General features: G+C 44.0%; 16 protein-coding genes and 1 pseudogene. 13 read left to right on the top strand and 4 right to left on the bottom strand.

Going from position 1 to position 21,460, the window contains the following annotated elements; all coding sequences use genetic code 11:
• The 6 genes from RZO55_RS21330 (at window position 1) to RZO55_RS21305 (ending at window position 10,283) form a co-directional block, all read left to right on the top strand.
• Window positions 1–903, top strand: coding sequence for a carbohydrate ABC transporter permease (locus tag RZO55_RS21330; RefSeq protein ID WP_318066284.1), 903 nt, complete (start codon window positions 1–3; stop codon window positions 901–903).
• 37 nt (window positions 904–940) lie between these two features.
• Window positions 941–2,503, top strand: coding sequence for an extracellular solute-binding protein (locus RZO55_RS21325; RefSeq protein ID WP_318066283.1), 1,563 nt, complete (start codon window positions 941–943; stop codon window positions 2,501–2,503).
• An 86-nt stretch (window positions 2,504–2,589) separates the two neighbouring features.
• On the top strand, window positions 2,590–5,211 hold the full coding sequence (locus RZO55_RS21320; protein ID WP_318066282.1) for an exo-rhamnogalacturonan lyase family protein: 2,622 nt from the start codon (window positions 2,590–2,592) through the stop codon (window positions 5,209–5,211).
• Window positions 5,212–5,217: 6 nt separating this feature from the next.
• Window positions 5,218–8,382 (top strand): rhamnogalacturonan lyase family protein, encoded by a 3,165-nt coding sequence (locus RZO55_RS21315; RefSeq protein ID WP_318066281.1) that lies wholly within the window; start codon window positions 5,218–5,220, stop codon window positions 8,380–8,382.
• 45 nt (window positions 8,383–8,427) lie between these two features.
• Window positions 8,428–9,477, top strand: coding sequence for a glycoside hydrolase family 88/105 protein (locus RZO55_RS21310; RefSeq protein ID WP_318066280.1), 1,050 nt, complete (start codon window positions 8,428–8,430; stop codon window positions 9,475–9,477).
• A gap of 8 nt (window positions 9,478–9,485) precedes the next feature.
• Window positions 9,486–10,283, top strand: a complete 798-nt coding sequence (locus tag RZO55_RS21305) for a polysaccharide deacetylase family protein (protein ID WP_336624342.1) — start codon at window positions 9,486–9,488, stop codon at window positions 10,281–10,283.
• A 12-nt stretch (window positions 10,284–10,295) separates the two neighbouring features.
• Here the strand turns inward: RZO55_RS21305 and RZO55_RS21300 are convergent, their stop codons facing one another.
• Window positions 10,296–10,859 carry a manganese efflux pump MntP gene (locus tag RZO55_RS21300; RefSeq protein ID WP_318066278.1) on the bottom strand — a complete coding sequence of 188 codons (564 nt, stop codon included), beginning with the start codon at window positions 10,857–10,859 and terminating at the stop codon, window positions 10,296–10,298.
• A gap of 421 nt (window positions 10,860–11,280) precedes the next feature.
• Here RZO55_RS21300 and RZO55_RS21295 point away from each other — a divergent pair, with 421 nt between their 5' ends.
• The 7 genes and pseudogenes from RZO55_RS21295 (at window position 11,281) to RZO55_RS21265 (ending at window position 18,414) form a co-directional block, all read left to right on the top strand.
• Complete coding sequence (locus tag RZO55_RS21295) at window positions 11,281–11,715, top strand: MarR family winged helix-turn-helix transcriptional regulator (RefSeq protein WP_318066277.1); 435 nt, start codon at window positions 11,281–11,283, stop codon at window positions 11,713–11,715.
• Between the two features lie 13 nt (window positions 11,716–11,728).
• Window positions 11,729–11,938 (top strand): annotated as a pseudogene (locus RZO55_RS21290) (MFS transporter); the annotation flags it as partial.
• 563 nt (window positions 11,939–12,501) lie between these two features.
• Window positions 12,502–13,833 carry an aspartate--tRNA(Asn) ligase gene (gene aspS, locus RZO55_RS21285; protein WP_318066276.1) on the top strand — a complete coding sequence of 444 codons (1,332 nt, stop codon included), beginning with the start codon at window positions 12,502–12,504 and terminating at the stop codon, window positions 13,831–13,833.
• 27 nt (window positions 13,834–13,860) lie between these two features.
• The gene (gene gatC / locus RZO55_RS21280) at window positions 13,861–14,154 is read left to right on the top strand and encodes an Asp-tRNA(Asn)/Glu-tRNA(Gln) amidotransferase subunit GatC (RefSeq protein WP_318066275.1); all 294 of its coding nucleotides are present in this window, start codon (window positions 13,861–13,863) and stop codon (window positions 14,152–14,154) included.
• 11 nt (window positions 14,155–14,165) lie between these two features.
• On the top strand, window positions 14,166–15,662 hold the full coding sequence (gatA, locus tag RZO55_RS21275; RefSeq protein WP_318066274.1) for an Asp-tRNA(Asn)/Glu-tRNA(Gln) amidotransferase subunit GatA: 1,497 nt from the start codon (window positions 14,166–14,168) through the stop codon (window positions 15,660–15,662).
• Window positions 15,663–17,096 (top strand): Asp-tRNA(Asn)/Glu-tRNA(Gln) amidotransferase subunit GatB, encoded by a 1,434-nt coding sequence (gatB, locus tag RZO55_RS21270; protein WP_318066273.1) that lies wholly within the window; start codon window positions 15,663–15,665, stop codon window positions 17,094–17,096.
• Window positions 17,097–17,124: 28 nt separating this feature from the next.
• A complete protein-coding gene (locus tag RZO55_RS21265; RefSeq protein ID WP_318066272.1) occupies window positions 17,125–18,414 on the top strand; it encodes an aspartate aminotransferase type Ic in 1,290 nt (429 codons plus the stop codon).
• Window positions 18,415–18,481: 67 nt separating this feature from the next.
• Here the strand turns inward: RZO55_RS21265 and RZO55_RS21260 are convergent, their stop codons facing one another.
• The 3 genes from RZO55_RS21260 to RZO55_RS21250 all read right to left on the bottom strand — a co-directional run bounded on the left by RZO55_RS21260 (window position 18,482) and on the right by RZO55_RS21250 (window position 21,407).
• Window positions 18,482–19,360, bottom strand: a complete 879-nt coding sequence (locus RZO55_RS21260) for a LysR family transcriptional regulator (RefSeq protein ID WP_318066271.1) — start codon at window positions 19,358–19,360, stop codon at window positions 18,482–18,484.
• A gap of 358 nt (window positions 19,361–19,718) precedes the next feature.
• The gene (locus tag RZO55_RS21255) at window positions 19,719–20,915 is read right to left on the bottom strand and encodes an NADP-dependent isocitrate dehydrogenase (protein ID WP_318066270.1); all 1,197 of its coding nucleotides are present in this window, start codon (window positions 20,913–20,915) and stop codon (window positions 19,719–19,721) included.
• A gap of 72 nt (window positions 20,916–20,987) precedes the next feature.
• Entirely contained in the window at window positions 20,988–21,407 is a 420-nt protein-coding gene (locus tag RZO55_RS21250; protein WP_318066269.1) for a metal-dependent transcriptional regulator, read from the bottom strand.
• Between the last annotated feature and the right edge of the window lie 53 nt (window positions 21,408–21,460).

Genomic DNA, 21,460 nt, shown 5'->3' with positions numbered 1-21,460 from the left:
ATGGCAAAAACAAAGCATTTGAAAGTGAAAAGAAGTCCAGGAGATGAACTGATTCAGGTTCTCATCTACCTTTTTATAGGAATATTTGCATTAATTACTCTTCTTCCATTTGTTTATATTGTTGCAGGTTCTTTTGCAACAGAAAGGGAACTGACAGAGCGTGCCTTTTTTCTGTTCCCTCATACTATTTCCTTTAATGCGTACCAGTATATATTTAAAACGGGTGATGTGGCAAAAGGATTGTTAAATTCTCTCTTTGTGACAATCATAGGTGTTTTAATTAATATGACTCTTTCCTGCTCACTGGCATATCCTTTGTCCAGACCTTATTTCAAAGGACGGATTTTCTTTACCAATATGGTCATTATCACCATGCTGTTTTCAGGTGGTATGGTTCCTGCCTACATGCTGGTTTCCAATGTATTACATTTAAAAAATACATATTGGGCATTATGGCTTCCGGGGGCAGTGAATGCATTTAATATGATAATTATTAAAAATTATTTTCAGGGACTTCCCGCAGAATTAGAGGAAGCGGCCAGAATGGATGGAGGTAATGATGCACAGATATTTTTGAAAATTATACTTCCCCTTTCCAAACCGGTCATTGCAAGTGTATCCCTCTTCTATGCAGTCTCTCACTGGAATTCTTACTTTGATGCAATGATGTATATTTCTGATAAAAACAAAGAAGTAATTCAGATTGTATTAAGACGAATTATTTTTCTGACGTCTTCCGTTGCAACGGAAGGTGGATTTGACTGGGGGCTGTTTGGTATGCCTCCGGAGAAGGCGGTTAAAATGGCCACAACTGTGGTTGCCACTGTTCCAATCTTAGTGGTATATCCATTTATACAGAAGTACTTTACCCAGGGTGTTATGGTGGGCTCAGTAAAAGGCTGAGTGCAAAAATTATAAAATGTAAAAGGAGAGGTTTAAGATGAAAAAAACATGGAAACGAGCGGTATCGGTATCATTAGCAGGTGCAGTGGCATTATCAGTATCTGCCTGCGGCGGTAATGCGGCATCCGCAAAAAAGGAGGCTGCCAATACAACGGCAGATGGAAAACAAACCATTACTTTCATGGCACCATCATTTTATGGTACCGATTTAAAGAATGATAAGTCTGATGAGGTTATTAAAAAATTCGAAGATTATACCGGCACTCATGTGAACTGGCAATGGGAATCAAATGATACTTATAAAGAAAAGCTTGGACTTACTTTAATGGACAAAGACAATATGCCTATGGTTGTGACTGCTTCCGGAGACTTAACGGCTAATGTGGTGGATGCAGCAAGAAAGGGCGCATTCTGGGACCTTACACCATATCTGCAGGATAAGGAGAATTATAAAAACCTGTCACAGGCAAATCCGAAGGTGTTAAAGGCACTGACTGTAGATGGGAAAATCATAGCTATATACCGGTCCAGGGTGATCGGCCGTTACGGATTCTCTTACCGCACAGACTGGGCAGAGGCGGTAGGCATTACCGAAGAGCCGAAAACGGTTGAAGATGTTTACAATATGCTTTACAAATTTACGTATGACGATCCGGATGGCAATGGAATCAATGATACCTATGGCCTTGAAATGACAAAATATACCGGACCGCTTGATATTATCCAGACATGGTTTGGCTGTGGGAATGAATGGGTGGAAAAAGACGGGAAGCTGGTTCCGGTCCATCAGACAAAAGAATACAAAGAAGCTTTAACGTGGATGAAAAAGATATATGACGATGGTCTGATCAGAAAAGACTGGGCTACGGTCGATTCAGGAACCTTTCAGGATGGATGTAAGAAAGGGGAAGCAGGAGCGTTTCTTGATGTTATGGATGGTGCCAAGAGAATCTGGTCCTATTATAATATGAATGGTGTAAAATCAGTGACCGATCCCGCTAAGAATGCTTCCATGACACTGGTAGGACCAATCAATGACAGAACACTGGCAAACAGCGGCTTTAACGGATACTACCTGATTACCAGGGCAGGGGCAAAGACAGAGGAAGATGTAAAGAATTGTCTGCATTTCCTGGATAAGATGTGTGATGATGAGATGCTTATACTGGCTGACTACGGCTTAGAAGGAGTTACTTACGATTTAAATGAAGCAGGGAAAGTTGTGCTGAGACATGAAATGGAGGCACAATACACTCCGTCTGCAGGCTTAAACCAGAGTATTTGTTACATTCCAAACAGGGAAGCGAAATCTCCAACCCTGGAAAAGGATGACCCAATGATCGCACAGGATCAGGCATATGAAAGAAATGAAAAGGTTGCCGTTTATAATCCGGCTTTAGGCTACCTGGCCAATTCTGAGGTAAATGCAGAGGTGGGAACAGACATAGAGCAGATCATTGATGATGCCAGAACCCAGTATATCTGCGGACAGATTGACGATGAAGGTCTGGAGGCAGCATCAAAACAGTGGCTGGACCGTGGCGGAGACAGACTGATAGAGGAGATCAACCAGCTTTACCAGAACGATACGTCAAAATAATAACACAGCAGTGATACAAAAGGCTTCAGGCGTGTGATAACGGTTGAAGCCTTTTGTGCAGCAGGATTTTTAGGAGGCAGATTGATATGAGATTACATAGCCTGGGAGACAGAAGGCTGTCTGGATATACAACCTGGGGTTGTTTGTGGGAGAAAGGAAGCTGTACGAAAGAAACGAAGTATCAGTTAAAAAACAGGCAGAAAGATAATCTTCCGATGCAGAGCCGGATTACAGCCTGGTGGCCGGATGGTTCCGTAAAATGGACCGCTCATACGGCGGATGCTGCCCTTTTGGGAAATGAGATTGAAGTCGTGCCCGGAATCCCTTCTCAATTAAAGCAGAAGATCCAGGTTGTGAAAAAAGATGGTTTTATGGAGATTTTTGCCGGGAGCATAAGGGTGAAAATTGCCTGTGACAGCAGGAAACTGATCGATTCCATTTATTTTCATGAAAAAGAGTTTCTCATAAATGGCAGAACGGTATTGCTTTTGGAGGAACCTTCCGTCTGGAACGGCAATACAGTCAAAGTTGAAAAGGAATATGATTCCAGGATTACGGAACTGACCGTGGAGGAGGAAGGAGAATTACAGGTTATTATAAAATATACCGGTTATCACGAATCAGCTGATAAAGATAAAAAGATTCCGTTTGTCATCCGCATGAAAGTTGGATTTGACAGTCCGCGTATTGATTTTATACATACATTTTTATATGACGGTGATGAAGATAAAGATTTTTTAAAAGGAATCGGGATTCGCTTTCAATCTCCTTTAGAGGGGAAGATTTATAACCGGCATGTAAAATTCATGGGGGACCATGGCGTGTTCCATGAAAGCATGGCCCAGCTTCTGTCATGGAGACCAAAGGTTTCACAGGAAATTTATGAAAAACAGATCAGGGGAGAAAGACTGAAGCTTACCGGTAGTGATAAAGAGACAGTGGACACAGTACTGAAAGACATGCCGTTTTGGAGTGAATATGATTTATGCCAGGACAGTGCAAACCATTTCTGCATCAAAAAGAAAATAAAGGATGAAAACTGCTGCTATCTGGACTGTCTCCACGGAAAAAGGACAGAGGGAGCCGCCGCATTGGGATCAGAACATGGCTCAGTACTGTTTTCAATCAGGGATTTTTGGGAAAAGTATCCGTCAGGTTATACGTTTAAGAATCTGGACGGGGATATGGCGGAGACTGTCATGTGGCTGTGGTCTCCCAGTGCACAGGCCATGGACTTCCGTCACTATGCAAACCGGGGCTATAACCAGGTATATTATGAGGGATATGATTATAAAGGTGCTACACCTTATGGAATGGCCTGTACCAGCGAATGCTCTGTCATGTTATCGGAGGAGATGATTCCAAAAGACCAGGAACTGGCGGAATTTGCGGAATCAGTGAAACGGCCTGCTCAGTATTTGGGAAGCCCGGAATATTATCATGAGAGAAAGGCATTTGGGTACTGGTCCCTGCCGCAGCGTAATACGCAGATGGAATGCTGGCTGGAGGATCAGCTTGATATAGCCGTGGATTTTTACCGGAATGAAGTGGATCAGAGAAATTGGTATGGGCTGTTTAATTATGGTGATTTCATGCATACCTATGACAGGGAGCGCCATCAGTGGCGGTATGATATGGGCGGATATGCCTGGGACAATACAGAACTGGTTCCCACTCTCTGGTTATGGTATTCATTCATGAGAACAGGCCGGGAAGATATCTTCGTGCTGGCAGAGAAACTGTCAAGACATGCTTCCGAGGTAGATGTGTATCATATGGGAAAATATAAGGGACTCGGTTCCCGCCATAATGTCAGGCACTGGGGCTGTCCCTGCAAGGAGGCACGGATTGCCATGGCGGCCCATCACCGGTTTTATTATTATCTGACAGGAGACCGGCGGCTGGAAGATATATTTGAAGAATTAAAGGATAATGAAGTAACTTTTTTAAATAAGGACCCTCTGGGTGATTTTTACGACAAGGAGGAAATGGTTTATCCGGCTCATGCCAGAACCGGGCCGGACTGGTCTTCTCTGTGTGCAAACTGGCTGACTGAGTGGGAGCGGTTTGGCGATAAGAAATACAGAGATAAGATTCTTACGGGAATCCGGGATATTAAAAAGGCGCCTTTAAAGCTGATATCAGGTCCTGATTTTGAATTTAATCCGGCTGATGTCCATCTGCGTTATATTGGAGAGAGGGCGTCAGGAGGAACCCATCTTCAGATCTGCATGGGAGCACCTGAGGTATGGATGGAGTTATCCGACTTAATAGAGGATGAGGAATGGAAGCGGATGCTGGCAGATTACGGCAGGTTTTATTATCTGCCCCGGCAGCAGCAGATAGAAGAGTCAGACGGCATCATAGGCAAAAGGGAATTCAGTCTTCCTTTTATGGCGGCAGCTATGGGAGCCTACGGGGCCTGGTATCTGAAAGATCAGGTGCTGGCAGAAAGAACGTGGCAGTATCTCCTCCATGCTTCCATCAGCCAGGGAAATCATGACGGATTTAAAATTCTTACCCTTTCCAATCAGGGGAATCAAAAAAATCTGAAGGAGATTCCATGGATATCTACGAATTTTACCGCACAGTGGTGTTTAAATGTGATTGTTGTTCTTGAATTTATCCGCAGTTATCTTCCGAAGACACTAAAGGAAGGTGATGAACTGGTAGAAACCATGCCGGAGGAAATGTTCCATAAGGCATAATGAAAGATGAAGCTTTGTATAGCCAGAAAAATGGAGGGAAGCATGATCAGGATAGAAGAGATATCGAACCAGGAGGTGACGGTTTCCTGGGACCGGCTGGAGGGAGCGGAGGTTTACCGTGTCTATTGGTCCGACCGGGATACAGAGCCAGGGAATTACCGGTTTATTGAGGAGATATCCGCAGATGACACGCTGCGGTTTACCCTATATAAATCTACTCATATTCCTCATTATATCAGAATCTGCGCAGTGAAATCAGGCAGCATGATCCATGAGGAGGTGTATGTTACATCTGTTCACTATATAAAACGGGAACAGCTGGAGAAACTTAACAGAGGACTGACAGCTGTCAGGACAAAGAACGGAGTATTTTTAAGCTGGAGATTGTTTTTAACAGAAGTTACTGGATATAAAAACGGTGGTTTGACCGGAGTTTATTTTCATCTCTATCGGAATGGAACGAAAATCGCAGAAGTGAAAGACAGTACAAACTATCTGGATCCGGATGGGGATGTACAATCAGAATATGGAGTGGCTCCTGCAATAAACGGGATGGAATACGATACTTGCCAGCCTGTAAAGGTGTGGGAGAAGGAGTATCTGGACATACCGCTTAATAAGCCGGAGCCGGGTGTGACACCTTCCGGCGAAGCCTTTACCTATTCCGCTAATGACATGTCCGTTGCAGATGTGGATGGAGACGGTGAATATGAATACATCGTAAAATGGGATCCTTCCAATTCCCATGATGTTTCCATAAAAGGGTATACAGGCCGCTGTTACATAGACTGCTATAAACTGGATGGAACCCTTTTATGGCGGCTTAACATGGGTTCCAACATCCGGGCAGGGGCTCACTATACTCAGTTTATGTGCTTTGACTTTAATGGAGACGGGAAGGCTGAAATTGCGGTAAAAACCGCTCCGGGTACCGCGATGACGGTCTATGGGCCGGACGGTAAGCCTGCAGAGGAATTCTTTATCACCATGCCGAAGGAGGACTTAGACCATGGGTATAGCCATGACGATTCCTATGTGTGCAGCTTTAAGAGTTACAGGAAGCATTTAACGGAAGTGTTCCGTACATGGAACGATCATCCGGAAGTGAAGGCAGGGCATTGGCCGGAAAGCCTGGAACAGTGCTTTGGCATCCCCGGGAAGTATTCTTATCCATTAAGCCAGGAAGATTCAGAATGTCTGACAGATTATTTTCTGGATGTTTATGCACCATCCAGAAGCCCTAAAAATAATCTGCGGGAGTTCGAGGGCTTTATCTTTGAAGGTCCGGAGTACCTGACTATGTTTGGGGGAGACGGGAAAGAGCTTCAGACGATTCCATTTCCATTTGAAAGGGTGGATGACGGTCTTCTATGGGGCGATTATGCCATGAACCGGATCGAACCCTGCAACCGCGTGGATCGGTTTTTGTCTGCAGTGGCCTATCTGGACGGAAAACGGCCTTATCTGGTGGTCTGCCGCGGATATTATACCAGAGCTGCAATCGCTGCTTATGATTTTTTTGATAACTGTTTTCACCAGACATGGTCCGCAGACAGCGGATTTGTGCCTATGAAGAATCCGTTCTGCGATAATCCCCATGATTTATGCGGAACCGATCCTGTTTACGGAGAACTGGCAGGTCAGGGAAATCATTCCGTTTCCACAGCCGATGTGGATGGGGATGGCTGCATGGAGATCCTATACGGGGCCGCCTGTATCGATCACGACGGAAGCCTGCTTTACAGCTCCAGGGATAAGCTTCCGGACGGCAGGACCGCAAAGCTGGGGCACGGAGATGCCATGCACGTGGCGGATATTGACCCGGACCGGCCTGGCTATGAGATATTTAACGTATTTGAAGGGGCAGAACATGCACCTTACGGTTATGCCCTCAGGGATGCGCAGTCTGGTAAAGTCCTGTTCGGAGAGTATGCTAAGAGAGATTTAGGCCGGTGTATGATCGGAGATGTGGTTCCCGGTGTGCGGGGGCTGCAGTGCTGGGTCAACGGAGTGGGGACGTATGACTGCCATGGAAAGCTTCTTAAGAAAGAAACATTAGGCAGTAACATGTCCATTCGGTGGGCAGGCGATCTGACCACACAGATCACGGATGGGGCGGACTATTTAAGCCAGAATCCAGTAGGAGTGATCAATGATTTTACCCATGGAATCATGCAGCTGCCCGAAAATACCATGACCAACAACGGGACCAAGGGAAATCCCTGTCTGACAGCCGATATCTTCGGAGATTTCAGGGAAGAGATCCTTCTTCGGACAGAGGATAGCTCGTCGATCCGCATTTATACCAATACGGAGCTGACGGATCATAAGCTGTTTACCCTGATGCATGATGTCCAGTACCGGTGCGGCGCAGCATGGCAGAACAACTGCTACAACCAGCCGTGCTATCCGGAGTTTTACTATGCTAGTGACATGGAATTTAACAGGGTCCTTCCTTATATGTACCGGAAACCTGTTATTTACCTGGCGGGTGATTCTATTATACAGACCGGAAGGGAAGAAGACAGACCCAGATACGGACTTGGAGAAATGCTTCTAAAGCATCTGGATGAAGGAAACTGCTATGAGACCTACCACAGAAAGGACTGTCCCTTTAAACAGGAAATGCGGTATGAAAGCCGCCATTTGATTGTAGATAACTGCGCCATGTCCGGCAGGTCAACCAGGACATTTCTGGAAGAAGGACGCCTGGAGGATATCCGGAGCCATATCAGGGAAGGAGATTATCTTTTTATTCAGTTCGGGCACAACGATGCATCTGTCTCAAAGGCAGAACGATATGTTCCGGTTTCTGATTTTCCTTTGTATCTGAAACATTGTGTGGATACAGCCAGAAAGGTGGGGGCGGTTCCGGTTCTGATTTCTCCAGTCAGTTTATGTCCGTGCAAAGAGAACCAGGAAGGGGAGAAGGGGGAGATTGCCCGTCTTCTGCCCGGTTATTGCAGTCAGATGGAGGTGTTTGCAAAGAGAGAGGGCATCCTTTATATAGATATGAACAGCCTGACGAAACAGCATTGTGAAACAGCAGGCGAAACGGATTCAAGAAGACTATACATTCCCGATCTGGTACATTTAAGCAGGGAAGGGGCAGATTGCTATGCCGGATTATTGGCAAATGAAGTGAAAACACTTATAATAGATAAAAAATAGATCAAATTGACCGGCAGAAACCGGAGAAGGAAGGCGGATTGTAAGATGGGAAGGATTCATTATGACAGGGGCAGGCTGGAAGAAGCTATGGACCGCATTGTGGAACGGACTAAACGGATGGATATGTCCTGGGACTGGCCTTGTGGCGTCGCATATTATGGACTTGCAGAAGCTTATGAGGTAACGAAAAAGGAAGGCTATCTGGAATTTTTAAAGGAGAGGGTGAATGAACTGATTGAACTGGGACTCCCGGCCTGGACCGTAAACACTTGTGCCATGGGTCATTGTCTCATAACATTATACCAGGCCACTGGGGAAGAGAAATACATGGACATCATCCGCTCCAAGACGGAATATTTAAGGAAGGATGCCCTGCGTTTCGGTGACCATGTGCTGCAGCATACGGTTTCTGCCAACAACGATTTCCCGGAGCAGTGCTGGGCAGATACTCTGTTTATGGCAGCATTTTTTCTGTTACGGGTCGGTGTTATGACAAAGGACGAGGAATTGACAGGTGATGCTTTAAACCAGTATTACTGGCATATCCAGTATCTTCAGGATGAGAATACCGGATTATGGTATCATGGCTACAACAATATTACAAAGGACCATATGTCGGGATTTTACTGGGGAAGGGCTAACTGCTGGGCAGCTTATACCATGAGCAAGGTAGGGCTGATCCTGCCGGAGTGCTACCTCTATCCCCAGTATCTGGAAATCGTGGGCAGCTTAAATGAACAGCTCTCCGCATTAAAGCTTCTGCAGACGGAGAAAGGCCTGTGGAGAACCATCTTAAATGATGAAGACTCTTATGAGGAGCTATCGGCATCTGCCGGTATTGCGGCGGCTATGACTTTAAAGGGGAATCCGCTTCATATAAAATATATAGAAAAATCCATTGACGGTGTTTTAGACCATGTGGCTGCTGATGGCAGAGTTACGGAGGTTTCAGGCGGAACCGCTGTAATGAAGGATCGTGACGGTTACCGGAATATTTCGAAAAAATGGATTCAGGGCTGGGGACAGGGTATGGCACTTGCATTTTTTGCCGCAGTTCTGAATTATGATAACATTGCAGGGGATGGTGCATTATGATGAATCAATTGAGAAGAATTTATACCTGCTTTCCGGGAGGGAAGCATAAGGTTCTTACCATGAGTTATGACGATGGTAGGATTGAGGACCGGAGACTTATTGAAATCTTTAATCATTACGGCATAAAAGGTACGTTTCATTTAAATTCCGGACTCATGGAGGATGAAAACCGGATAAAACCGGAGGAATGGAAAGAATTATACAGGGGACATGAGGTTTCCTGTCATACAGTACTCCATCCTACGATTGCCAGGTGTCCTCTTCCTCAGGTGGCCCTTCAGGTACTGGAGGACAGGAGGGCGTTAGAGAGGGCAGCAGGCTGTCCGGTACGGGGAATGTCTTATCCCAATGGTTCGTATACACAGGAAATTGTGGATATGCTTCCAGGCCTGGGAATTGAATACTGCAGGGTAGTTGGAAGCACTGATGATTTTAACATGCCGGAAAACTATTTAACATGGAAATCCACCTGCCATCATAACCACAATCTTCTGGATAATGGAAAACGTTTCATTGAGCTTAATAAAACCCAGTATCTTTATTTGATGTATGTATGGGGACACAGCTATGAATTTCCAAGAGATGACAACTGGGATCTTATGGAAGAATTCTGCCGTATGGCAGGGCAGCGGGAGGATACCTGGTATGCAACAAATATTGAGATTGTTGATTATATGAATGCGGCTGCTGCCCTTAAGTATACCATTGACGGAGACTTTGTGTACAATCCATCAGCAAAGCCGGTCTGGATCAGTGTGGATGGAACGATTGTGGAAGTGCCTGGTGGAAGCCAGATCATGATTTGAATTTTATTTTCGTTACATTCCAAAGAGGTGCTGGAGCAGAATTTTGATTCCCATCAGTATGAGAATGACTCCGCCGGCGAATTCTGCCTTTGATTTAAAACGCGTTCCGAAAACATTTCCCACCTTTATTCCGGCAACAGAGAGAGTAAAAGTGGTAACTCCGATAAATGAAACCGCAGGAATGATCTGAACCTTTAAAAATGCGAAGGTTACACCGACAGCCAGTGCGTCGATGCTGGTTGCAATGGCAAGCATAAACATATTCTTAGGATCCAGAGAACAGTCTGTGCATTCCACTTCCTCTTTGTCAAACGATTCCTTGATCATATTTATGCCTATAATTCCCAGAAGGACAAAGGCAATCCAGTGATCGTAGGAGGTAATGGCTTCCTTGAACTGGGACCCCAGCAGATAACCGATGACCGGCATTCCCGCCTGGAAACCTCCGAAGTATAATCCGGCAATTACTGCATTTCGCCAGTTCATCCGGGGCATGCAAAGACCTTTGCAGATGGAAACGGCAAACGCATCCATAGACAGCCCCACCGCAATGATGAACAACTCAAGTAATGACATGTGATATTCCTCCTGTGTATGTGCTTTTTAACTATATGTTGAGAGTTGGGAGATAATAAAAGAGACTTATCTGTGTGTACGAAAAATACACACAGATAAGTCTCATCTTTTTGCGTTGAAAGCAAATTAGCAAAGCCAGACAGAAAATTCTGTCAGTATGTTGACTTTGCAGGCACCTTACATGACCCGGACAGGTGCTGACTACTCCCTCATCTTTTGCCTATTCTAACGGTTGGAAGTAATTATGTCAAGAAGAAATTTACTTAGTTAATCAACCAGATTTAATTTTTTTCGTGAATACATATTCAGATTAGGGAAAAAACTTGTATCAACGATACTTGTCTTTTCTTTTTAATTATTAGTTGACTAATCAACCAAATCTTGATAATATAAAAGATTGAATCAGAAAGGCGGTGAAAATATGGGGAATGAACCCGTAAATTTATTGATGCTTAACAGTAAAATATATAGAAATATTCAGAGTTACTTAGACAAAGCATTAAAAAAATATGATTTAAGCAGCGGATCCTTCCGCTATTTATTTATAATGGAAAAAAATGAGGGCTTATGCCAGAGCCGGATCAGCGAATTAATTGGTAACGATAAAGCAATGTCGGCAAGAACCATCAGTAGGCTGACAGAGCTTGGTTATGTAGTAAGAATTGAGGATCAGCTGGACAGCAGGGCATATAAGCTGTTTCTGACTGATAAAGCAAGGCATATTCTTCCTGAAATCAGAGAGGAAATAAATAAATTAACAGAACTTATTACGGAGGATTTGACGGAAGAGGAAAAAGAAATCACATTATCTTTATTGGTTAAAATTCTTAATAAAGCGCTTGAACTTAACACATAAGAAAGGGATTTACATGGAAAAAGTGAGAAAACATAGTAAATGGTCGGTATTAATTATTGTTGTATTATCGACCTTTATGTCAACGTTAGACAGCAGCATCGTCAATGTGGCTCTGCCCCGTATGGCTGATTCTTTAGGAGTCACCACAGCAAGTATCCAGTTCGTGGCTACAAGTTATCTAATCGTAATATCAGGAACTGTTTTGATTTTTGGAAAGCTGGGAGTTGCAGGAAGCATCAATATTGGGGCTGTTTTAACATTTTTCAGATTAAAGAAAAAGAATTTAAAAGCTATGACCGGGAAATAAATTATAAAAAAACATTGCAACTCGAAAAATATTGTGATATTATAAGTGAAATTCATTGTAGTGAAGTGTTGAATTGTTTAAAAAAGTTAAAAACAGGGCAGGATGAAGCTACAGAATGAAATCAATACTTAAAAAGGCAGAGAAGGAGACTCTGGCCTATGGATCCGGACAGGAAGATTGCGTCACCGACTGAGAGCGCTTTCACGAGAGACTTGGCTATGGGAACACTCCGGAGCCGGTAAATCGAAGCGGCTGGTATGGAATGGTCTGTACCGGTGTCATGAGTAGGTTTATCCGTATACATGCGTTAAATGTTTGAGTGGAGATATCTTATCTCAATGCGGGTGGTACCGCGGGAGCTTATGCCATAGTAATCCCGTCCCGGAATATGTAACTGTATTCCGGGACGGGATATTTTATTGCTATAAAATATTTCTCCGGAATCAAAGCAATTACATTTAGGTAAGGAGATAGCAATTATGGAATTTATCAGTGGTGTGAAACAGAAAGAAACAATGGGAATCCAGGAAATAAAAGCTGGAGATTATGAAGGAAAGACCGTAAGTATGGAAGGAAGTGTCCATACCATTCGTGATATGGGTGATGTGGCTTTTATCATTCTGCGTAAAGCGGAAGGACTGGTGCAGTGCGTGTTTGAAGAGGGAAAGACAGCGTTTGATTTAAGCCAGTTAAAGGAAGAGTCGGCGATCCGCGTTACCGGAGTAACAAGCAAAGAAGAGCGGGCTCCTCATGGATTTGAAATCCGGCTTCAGAAAATAACCGTGCTGTCAGAGCCGGCAGAGGTGCTGCCAATCGCCATCAGCAAATGGAAGCTAAATACCTCTCTGGAGACGAAGCTGGGTCTGCGTCCAATCACCTTACGCAATCCCATGGAGCGTGCAAAGTTCCGTATACAGGAAGGAATTGTAAGAGGCTTCCGGGATTTTCTTCATTCTCAGAATTTTACCGAAATCCGTACACCAAAGATTGTGGCCCGCGGCGCTGAAGGCGGATCTAACGTATTTAAACTGGATTATTTTAATAAAAAAGCGGAACTGGGACAGAGTCCGCAGTTCTATAAACAGACCATGGTAGGTGTCTATGACCGGGTATTTGAGGTTGCTCCCGTTTTCCGCGCTGAGAAACACAATACTACCAGACATTTGAATGAATATACAAGTATGGACTTTGAAATGGGTTACATTGACAGCTTTGAGGAAATCATGGAAATGGAAACAGCTATGCTTCAATATGTTTTTGAGCTGCTTTGTGAGGAATATGCACAGGAACTTGCCATGCTAAAGATCAGCTTACCTGATGTAACAAACATTCCCCAGGTCCGTTTTGACAAGGCCAAAGAACTGGTATCTGAAAAATATAACAGAAAGATTAAAAATCCCTATGATCTGGAACCGGAAGAGGAAGTTTTAATCGGCCGTTACTTTAAGGAAGAGTATGGCAGTGATTTCGTATTTGTCACTCATTATCCTTCCAAAAAGCGTCCGTTCTACGCCCTGGATGATCCGGCAGATCCCAAATTCACCTTAAGTTTTGACTTACTCTTTAAGGGGCTTGAGATCACAACCGGAGGACAGAGAATCCATGATTATGATACCATCATAAAGAAGATGGAGGACAGGGGAATGAATCCGGAAGACATTTCTTCCTATTTAATGATATTTAAGTATGGAATGCCTCCTCACGGTGGTCTGGGAATCGGTCTGGAACGTCTGACCATGCGTCTTCTTGACGAATCAAATGTCAGAGAGACCACCCTGTTTCCAAGAGATGTCACAAGACTGGAACCATAACAGAAGGCAGAAAGGAGACAAAAAGAAATGGCACACATCATTGATGATGAGACAATCGAGTATGTAGGTATTCTTGCAAAGCTGGAGCTGAACGAAGAAGAAAAGGAAGCAGCAAAAAAAGATATGGGCCGGATGCTTGATTATATTGATAAATTAAACGAATTGGACACGGAAGGTGTAAAACCTGTGTCGCATGTATTTCCAATCTACAATGTTTTCCGGGAAGACGTTGTGAAAAATGGAGATGATAGAGACCAGATTTTAAAGAACGCACCGGAAAGCAAAGATGGAGCGTTCAAAGTGCCGAAGACAGTGGAATAGGGGGAAATGAAATGACAGCAAGTGAAATATTATCCCTCACAGCGGTACAGCTGGGGAAAAAAATAAAAGACGGAGAGGTTACCTCTATGGAGGCTGTAAAAGCGGTTTTAGGCCAGATTAAGGCCATGGAACCGGAGATTAACAGCTATGTAACCATTGATGAAGAAGGTGCATTCAAACAGGCAGAGGAGATTCAAAAGCGCATTGATTCCGGAGAGCTTACTGGCCCTCTTGCAGGTGTTCCTGCAGCAGTAAAGGATAATATCTGCATCAAAGGGATGAAAACCACCTGCAGTTCTAAGATTCTTTCTGATTTTGTACCTGCCTATCATGCGAAGGCAGTGGAGAATTTAAAACAGGCGGGGGTTGTGGTCATCGGAAAAACCAACATGGATGAATTCGCTATGGGCAGTACGACGGAGACCTCAGCTTTCGGTGTTACCAGAAATCCCTGGAATCCGGAGCATGTTCCAGGCGGTTCTTCCGGCGGTTCCTGTGCGGCAGTTGCAGCAGCAGAGTGCTTTTTCGCTCTTGGATCTGATACAGGCGGTTCCATCAGACAGCCGGCTTCTTTTTGCGGAGTTACTGGATTAAAGCCAACATATGGCACCATATCCCGCTATGGTCTGATTGCTTATGGTTCTTCCCTGGATCAAATCGGTCCGGTTGCAAAGGATGTGACTGACTGTGCTGCGATCCTTGAGATTCTGGCAACCCATGATGAGATGGACAGCACTTCCGTACAGCGGGAGGATTATGATTTTACCGGGTATTTAACCGGTGACGTAACTGGTTTAAAGGTGGGAATCCCTGCAGATTACATGGGAGAAGGTCTGGAACCTGAAGTAAAAGATGCAGTACAAAAAGCTGCAAAAGTGCTGGAAGAAAAGGGTGCCATAGTGGAGACCTTTGATCTTGGCATGGTGGAATACGCCATTCCTGCATACTATGTCATAGCTTCTGCAGAAGCCAGCTCCAACCTTTCTCGTTTTGACGGTGTAAAATACGGCTATCGGGCAAAGGATTATACCGGACTCCACGGTATGTACAAAAAGAGCCGTTCTGAAGGCTTCGGTCCGGAAGTAAAACGGCGGATTATGTTAGGGTCTTTTGTACTCAGTTCCGGTTATTATGATGCATATTATCTGAAAGCTTTAAAGACAAAAGCGCTGATTAAGAAAGCTTTTGATGTAGCTTTTTCCAAATATGATGTAATATTAGGACCTGCTGCACCCACCACAGCCCCAAAACTGGGCGAGAGCTTAAGCGATCCATTAAAGATGTATCTTGGTGATATCTATACAATCTCTGTGAACTTAGCCGGACTCCCCGGTCTTTGCGTTCCATTTGGAACGGATCAGAAGGGGCTTCCCATTGGTGTTCAGCTGATTGCAGACTGCTTCCAGGAAAAGAATATTTTAAGGGCTGGTTTTGCAGTGGAGCAAAGCAGAACCTTTGAGATGCCTTCTCTGGCAGCTAAGGCTATGAAAGAAAAGGAGGAGAAGTAAATGAGCAAACAGTATGAGACAGTAATTGGTCTGGAAGTTCATGTTGAGCTTGCTACAAAAACAAAAATCTTCTGCTCCTGTTCCACGGAATTCGGCGGAGCTCCAAACACCCATACCTGTCCGGTCTGTACCGGTATGCCGGGTTCTCTTCCGGTTCTTAACAAACAGGTGGTGGAATACGCCCTTGCAGTTGGTCTTGCCGCTAACTGCCAGATTAACCAGAATTGTAAATTTGACCGGAAAAATTATTTTTATCCTGACAATCCACAGAACTATCAGATCTCACAGCTTTATCTTCCAATCTGCCACGACGGATATGTAGAAATTGATACAGCCGCAGGAAAGAAGAAGGTTGGAATTCACGAGATTCATATGGAAGAGGATGCGGGTAAGCTGATTCACGACGAATGGGAGGACTGTTCCTTAGTTGACTTTAACCGGAGCGGAGTTCCCCTGATTGAGATCGTTTCCGAACCAGATATGAGAAGTGCGGATGAGGTAATCGCTTACTTAGAGAAGCTGCGTTTAATCATTCAGTATTTAGGCGCTTCTGACTGCAAGCTGCAGGAAGGTTCCATGAGAGCCGATGTAAACTTATCGGTAAGAGAGGCAGGAGCCTCCCAGTTCGGAACCAGAACAGAGATGAAGAACTTAAACTCCTTTAAAGCCATTGCACGTGCTATTGAAGGCGAAAGAAAGCGCCAGATCGAACTGATTGAGGATGGAAAGGCAGTGGTTCAGGAGACAAGACGATGGGATGACAACAAGGAATCCTCCCATGCCATGCGTTCCAAAGAGGATGCCAAGGATTACCGTTATTTCCCGGATCCTGATCTTCCTCCTATCTTCATAAGCGATGAATGGATACAGAGTATCAGGGAGAAACAGCCGGAGCTGAGGACGGAAAAGATGGCAAGGTATCAGAAGGAATATAATCTTTCTGAATACGATGCAGATATTATTACCGGTTCCAAACATTTGGCTGATATATTTGAAGCGGTTACATCCATCTGTCAGAAGCCAAAAGAAGCTGCAAACTGGCTGATGGTAGAAGGAATGAGACTGTTAAAAGAGCATGAGATTGAACTGGAAAATATGACATTTTCTGCGGAAAATCTTGCAAAACTGATTATTTTGGTGGATAATGGAACCATTAACCGCACAGTTGCCAAGGAAGTGTTTGAGCAGATTTTTTTAAATGATATAGATCCGGAGCGTTATGTAGAAGAAAAGGGACTGAAAGTAGTAAGCGATGAGGGTGCTCTTAAGTCCGCCATTGAGGCAATTCTTGCTGCAAATCCCCAGTCTGTGGAGGATTACCGGAACGGAAAAGAGAAAGCCATGGGCTTTTTAGTTGGTCAGACCATGCGTTCCATGAAAGGAAAGGCTGATCCTGGAGCGGTCAATCGTATTCTGAAGGAACTGTTAGGTTAGAGGAATCTTTATGAGGAGGAAGAAATCTATGAAGCCGTATGTTGAGATGACAAAGGAAGAGTTACAGGAGCTTAGAAAGGAACTTTCTGCACAGTATAAGGAGTTTCAGGGCAGAGATTTAAAGCTGGATATGTCCAGAGGAAAGCCAAGTGCCGAGCAGCTGGATATTTCTATGGGAATGATGGACGTATTAAGCAGCAACGATGATTTAACCTGTGATGACGGTACGGACTGCCGTAATTATGGTGTTCTTGCCGGAATCAAGGAAGCAAAGGAACTTCTTGCTGATATGATGGAGGTTGCACCGGATCACATTATTATTTACGGTAACTCCAGCTTAAATGTAATGTATGATACCGTTTCCCGTTCCATGACTCAGGGTGTGATGGGAAGCACACCTTGGTGTAAACTTGATAAAGTGAAATTCCTTTGTCCGGTACCAGGATATGACAGACACTTCTCCATAACGGAATACTTTGGAATTGAGATGGTTAACGTTCCCATGACTCCAACCGGCCCGGATATGGACCTGGTAGAGCAGCTGGTGGCATCTGATGATTCCATTAAGGGAATCTGGTGTGTACCTAAGTATTCCAATCCTCAGGGAATTTCCTATTCCGATGAAACAGTGCGCCGCTTTGCCCGTTTAAAACCTGCAGCTAGCGACTTCCGTATCTATTGGGATAACGCTTATACCATTCATCATTTATACGATAACGAGCAGGATCATTTAATTGAAATCCTTGCAGAATGCAAGAGAGCCGGTAATCCGGATATGGTTTATAAATTTGCATCCACCTCAAAGGTAAGCTTCCCAGGTTCCGGTATCGCAGCCATAGCTGCCAGCGAGAATAACTTAACGGATATCATGAAGCAGTTGAAGATCCAGACCATCGGTCATGACAAGGTAAATCAGCTTCGTCATGTACGTTTCTTTGGGGATATTCATGGAATGGTGGAGCATATGAGAAAACATGCAGACATCATGAGACCAAAATTTGAAGCAGTTATCGAAACTCTGGAAAAAGAGCTGGGCGGGCTTCAGATCGGAGAGTGGACCAGTCCAAAGGGAGGATATTTTATTTCCTTTGACTGTCTGGACGGCTGTGCCAAAACAATTGTGGCAAAATGCAAAAAAGCTGGGCTTGTTATGACAGGTGCCGGAGCTACTTATCCTTACGGCAAGGATCCTCATGACAGCAATATCCGGATTGCACCGTCTTATCCGACTCTGCCGGATTTAAACCAGGCTATGGAGTTATTTGCTCTCTGCGTTAAAATTGTAAGTATTGACCACATTCTGGCTGGAAAAGAATAAATAAACAAACGCCGCACAGGCTTCCTTTTATGGAGATGCTGTGCGGCGTTTGTTCGTTTAATGGGAATTAATCGAATAAGATCAGATTGATAAATGCCTGAAAGGATTCGGTCTGAAATTTGTCTTTATGAAATACAACATGGTTCATGCAGCTGATCTCCATGTCTTTTACTTCTATTTCAAAAACCTCCCCTTTTTGTATTGATTCATCGGCAAAGATTCTTGGAACAACGCCAATACCGATATTTTCTTTGGCTGCCTGCAGGATTACGTCGGAGTTGGTACTTGTCCACAAGGGCTCAGCGGATAAGTTGTTTAGTTCCAGCGCGCAGTCGAACGAATCTCTGATCGTGCATCCGGTTTCTCTTAAAAGCAGTGGTTCCTTGATCAGTTTATCCAGTGGCACAGGCTGTGCGGTCCGGCTGGCAAAGGGGTGGTTTGGTGAACATATAACTGCCATGGGATAGGAGGAGAAAGGGATTTTCTCCAGTTGTTCATCGGATACGACACCTTCTACCAAAGCCAGATCCAGCTCATTTCTTAACAGCTTGCTGATAATTTCTCCGGAGTTGTCCACCGTAACCTTCAGCTGTATGTCAGGATTTGTCAGAGCGAATCGGGAAACCGCGTTGGGAAGCAAGTAGCTGGCAAGAGTCACACAGGAGCCCACCCGTAAAGGAGCCTGTAAGTGAAGAGAACCGGAATAGTTCTCCAGATCCTGATACAACTCAAGAAGAGGAATCACTTTGGATAAATAAAATTTTCCGTTATCGTTGATCATCACCCTGCGGGATACACGGTCAAACAGGGGAGATCCAACGGATTCTTCCAGCTCATTGATAGCATGAGAGATGGCGGGCTGAGTCATGGACAGTGCTTTTGCCGCTCCAGTGATGCTTCCTTCCTCACATACTGTTCTAAAGATTGTTAGATGTCGTAGATTCATGTTTATAGGTCCTTCCATTACCAGTGGTACATATGATAACTTACATTATATCATTTTGATAATGGGTTGAACAGAGATTTTGAAAAAAATGTCGGTATTTATATGAGTTGTGGTGACCTCATTCTTTGTTAGGATGGGGGTGATGCTTATGAAGTTTTGACTTTAAGGATTTAATGACCTTTGGTCTTTTCCTTCTGGCATTACTTACATTCGTTTTTACGTTTTGTAAGTAGCAATATATAAGAAAAACCACCCTTGTACTTGGACGGTCCCGGGTGGATTTTCTATCTGATAATCGGCCAACCACCTTGTGGGTGGTTGTTCCTTTCATTGAGCGGGGGGTAAAGATGGAAACAAATTAAAGTCTTGTTGCAATCGCCTTAATAAACTCCTCACTGTTTAAAACAGTGGGGTTTTCTATTGTAGTGATAAGAGCAAGATCTTTTGTCATCTCTCCAGCTTCGATGGTATCGATGGTAGCTTTTTCCAGCTTATCAGCAAATGCAGCCAGTTCCTGATTGCCATCAAGCTCTCCCCGTTTCCTCAAAGCGCCGGTCCATGCGAAAATAGTAGCAACGGAGTTAGTAGAAGTTTCCTCTCCCTTTAAGTGTTTGTAATAATGTCTCTGAACCGTTCCGTGGGCCGCTTCATATTCAAAGTCACCATCAGGTGATACAAGAACCGAAGTCATCATGGCAAGAGAGCCGAATGCGGATGAAATCATATCACTCATCACATCTCCGTCGTAATTCTTGCATGCCCAGATATAACCACCTTCTGACTTCATAACTCTGGCTACCGCATCATCGATTAATGTGTAGAAATATTCGATTCCAGCTTCCTTAAAGAGGTTCTCATACTCCGCATCAAAAATATCCTGGAAGATATCCTTAAAGGTATGATCGTACTTTTTGGAAATGGTATCCTTAGTTGCAAACCATAAATCCTGTTTTGTATCCAGTGCATAATTAAAACAGCTTCTTGCAAAGCTTTCAATGGAATTGTTAATATTATGCATACCCTGAACGATTCCGGGACTGTCAAAATTATGAACCAGTTCCCGGACCTCTGTTCCGTCAGCGGAGGTATAGACCAGTTCAACTTTGCCTGCACCCGGAATCTTCATTTCGGAGCCTTTGTAGACATCTCCGTAAGCATGTCTGGCAATGGTAATTGGTTTTTTCCAGTTAACAACACATGGATCGATTCCTTTAACAACAATAGGTGCCCGAAAGACAGTTCCATCGAGGATGGCGCGGATAGTGCCGTTAGGGCTCTTCCACATCTCTTTTAAGCTGTATTCCTTTACACGGGCAGCATTGGGAGTAATGGTCGCGCATTTAACTGCAACTTTATATTTTTTTGTGGCAAAAGCAGAATCAGTGGTTACTTTATCATCTGTCTGATCCCGGTATTCCAATCCCAGATCATAATATTCTGTCTTTAAGTCAATATAGGGCAGCAGAAGGTTGTCCTTAATCATCTGCCAGAGAATACGGGTCATCTCGTCGCCATCCATTTCGACTATGGGGGTTGTCATCTTAATCTTATCCATGTGTTTCTCCTCCTTAGAAATGTTCGTGTTATGCTATAGTATACGACGAATTGTCAAATCGCACAAGCATAACTATGCAAATTTATCCAACCATTTTTGAATATTATACACTGTTTCCGGGTTCATAAAATGCTCCACCTTTTCTACCTGCTCCAAATCGCTGGATTTCTGATTTACGTAACTGAAAAAACGGGTGAGCACCTGATGCCTGAAAAGGAGGTATTCTCCCAGATGATTCCCGTCACTGGACAGGGACACGGTTCCATATTTTTCAAAGCGTACAAGTCCTTGTTTCTTTAAATTACCGGTCATTTTAGAAGCAGAGGAAGGCTTGACATGAAGGCACTCCGCCAGTTCTTTTATTCGAACCGGCTGGCTGTCTTGTGACAACCGGTATATCATTTCCAGGTAGTCTTCCATTGAGGATGTGATTTTTGTGTGTTCCAAAAGAGAATATCCTTTCAATGTATAAAAATTATCGGTCTGAGGCATAAGCAACTCCTCCTGGCTTCATAAGGTTATTTATATCTATTCATTTACGGAAG

Source organism: Clostridium boliviensis, from assembly GCF_033342255.1.
In the GTDB taxonomy this organism is placed as follows: domain Bacteria; phylum Bacillota; class Clostridia; order Lachnospirales; family Lachnospiraceae; genus Lacrimispora; species Lacrimispora boliviensis.
This window is presented reverse-complemented; position numbering and strand designations above follow the sequence as displayed.

Excerpts from the sequence above, each read along its gene's own strand:
- RZO55_RS21325 (WP_318066283.1), top strand. The coding sequence starts at position 941 with ATGAAAAAAACATGGAAACGAGCGGTATCGGTATCATTAGCAGGTGCA.
- RZO55_RS21295 (WP_318066277.1), top strand. The coding sequence starts at position 11,281 with ATGGGGAATGAACCCGTAAATTTATTGATGCTTAACAGTAAAATATAT.
- RZO55_RS21330 (WP_318066284.1), top strand. The coding sequence starts at position 1 with ATGGCAAAAACAAAGCATTTGAAAGTGAAAAGAAGTCCAGGAGATGAA.
- RZO55_RS21255 (WP_318066270.1), bottom strand. The coding sequence starts at position 20,915 with ATGGATAAGATTAAGATGACAACCCCCATAGTCGAAATGGATGGCGAC.
- aspS (WP_318066276.1), top strand. The coding sequence starts at position 12,502 with ATGGAATTTATCAGTGGTGTGAAACAGAAAGAAACAATGGGAATCCAG.
- RZO55_RS21260 (WP_318066271.1), bottom strand. The coding sequence starts at position 19,360 with ATGAATCTACGACATCTAACAATCTTTAGAACAGTATGTGAGGAAGGA.
- RZO55_RS21315 (WP_318066281.1), top strand. The coding sequence starts at position 5,218 with ATGAAGCTTTGTATAGCCAGAAAAATGGAGGGAAGCATGATCAGGATA.
- RZO55_RS21265 (WP_318066272.1), top strand. The coding sequence starts at position 17,125 with ATGAAGCCGTATGTTGAGATGACAAAGGAAGAGTTACAGGAGCTTAGA.
- gatC (WP_318066275.1), top strand. The coding sequence starts at position 13,861 with ATGGCACACATCATTGATGATGAGACAATCGAGTATGTAGGTATTCTT.
- gatB (WP_318066273.1), top strand. The coding sequence starts at position 15,663 with ATGAGCAAACAGTATGAGACAGTAATTGGTCTGGAAGTTCATGTTGAG.
- RZO55_RS21300 (WP_318066278.1), bottom strand. The coding sequence starts at position 10,859 with ATGTCATTACTTGAGTTGTTCATCATTGCGGTGGGGCTGTCTATGGAT.
- RZO55_RS21310 (WP_318066280.1), top strand. The coding sequence starts at position 8,428 with ATGGGAAGGATTCATTATGACAGGGGCAGGCTGGAAGAAGCTATGGAC.
- RZO55_RS21320 (WP_318066282.1), top strand. The coding sequence starts at position 2,590 with ATGAGATTACATAGCCTGGGAGACAGAAGGCTGTCTGGATATACAACC.
- RZO55_RS21250 (WP_318066269.1), bottom strand. The coding sequence starts at position 21,407 with ATGCCTCAGACCGATAATTTTTATACATTGAAAGGATATTCTCTTTTG.
- gatA (WP_318066274.1), top strand. The coding sequence starts at position 14,166 with ATGACAGCAAGTGAAATATTATCCCTCACAGCGGTACAGCTGGGGAAA.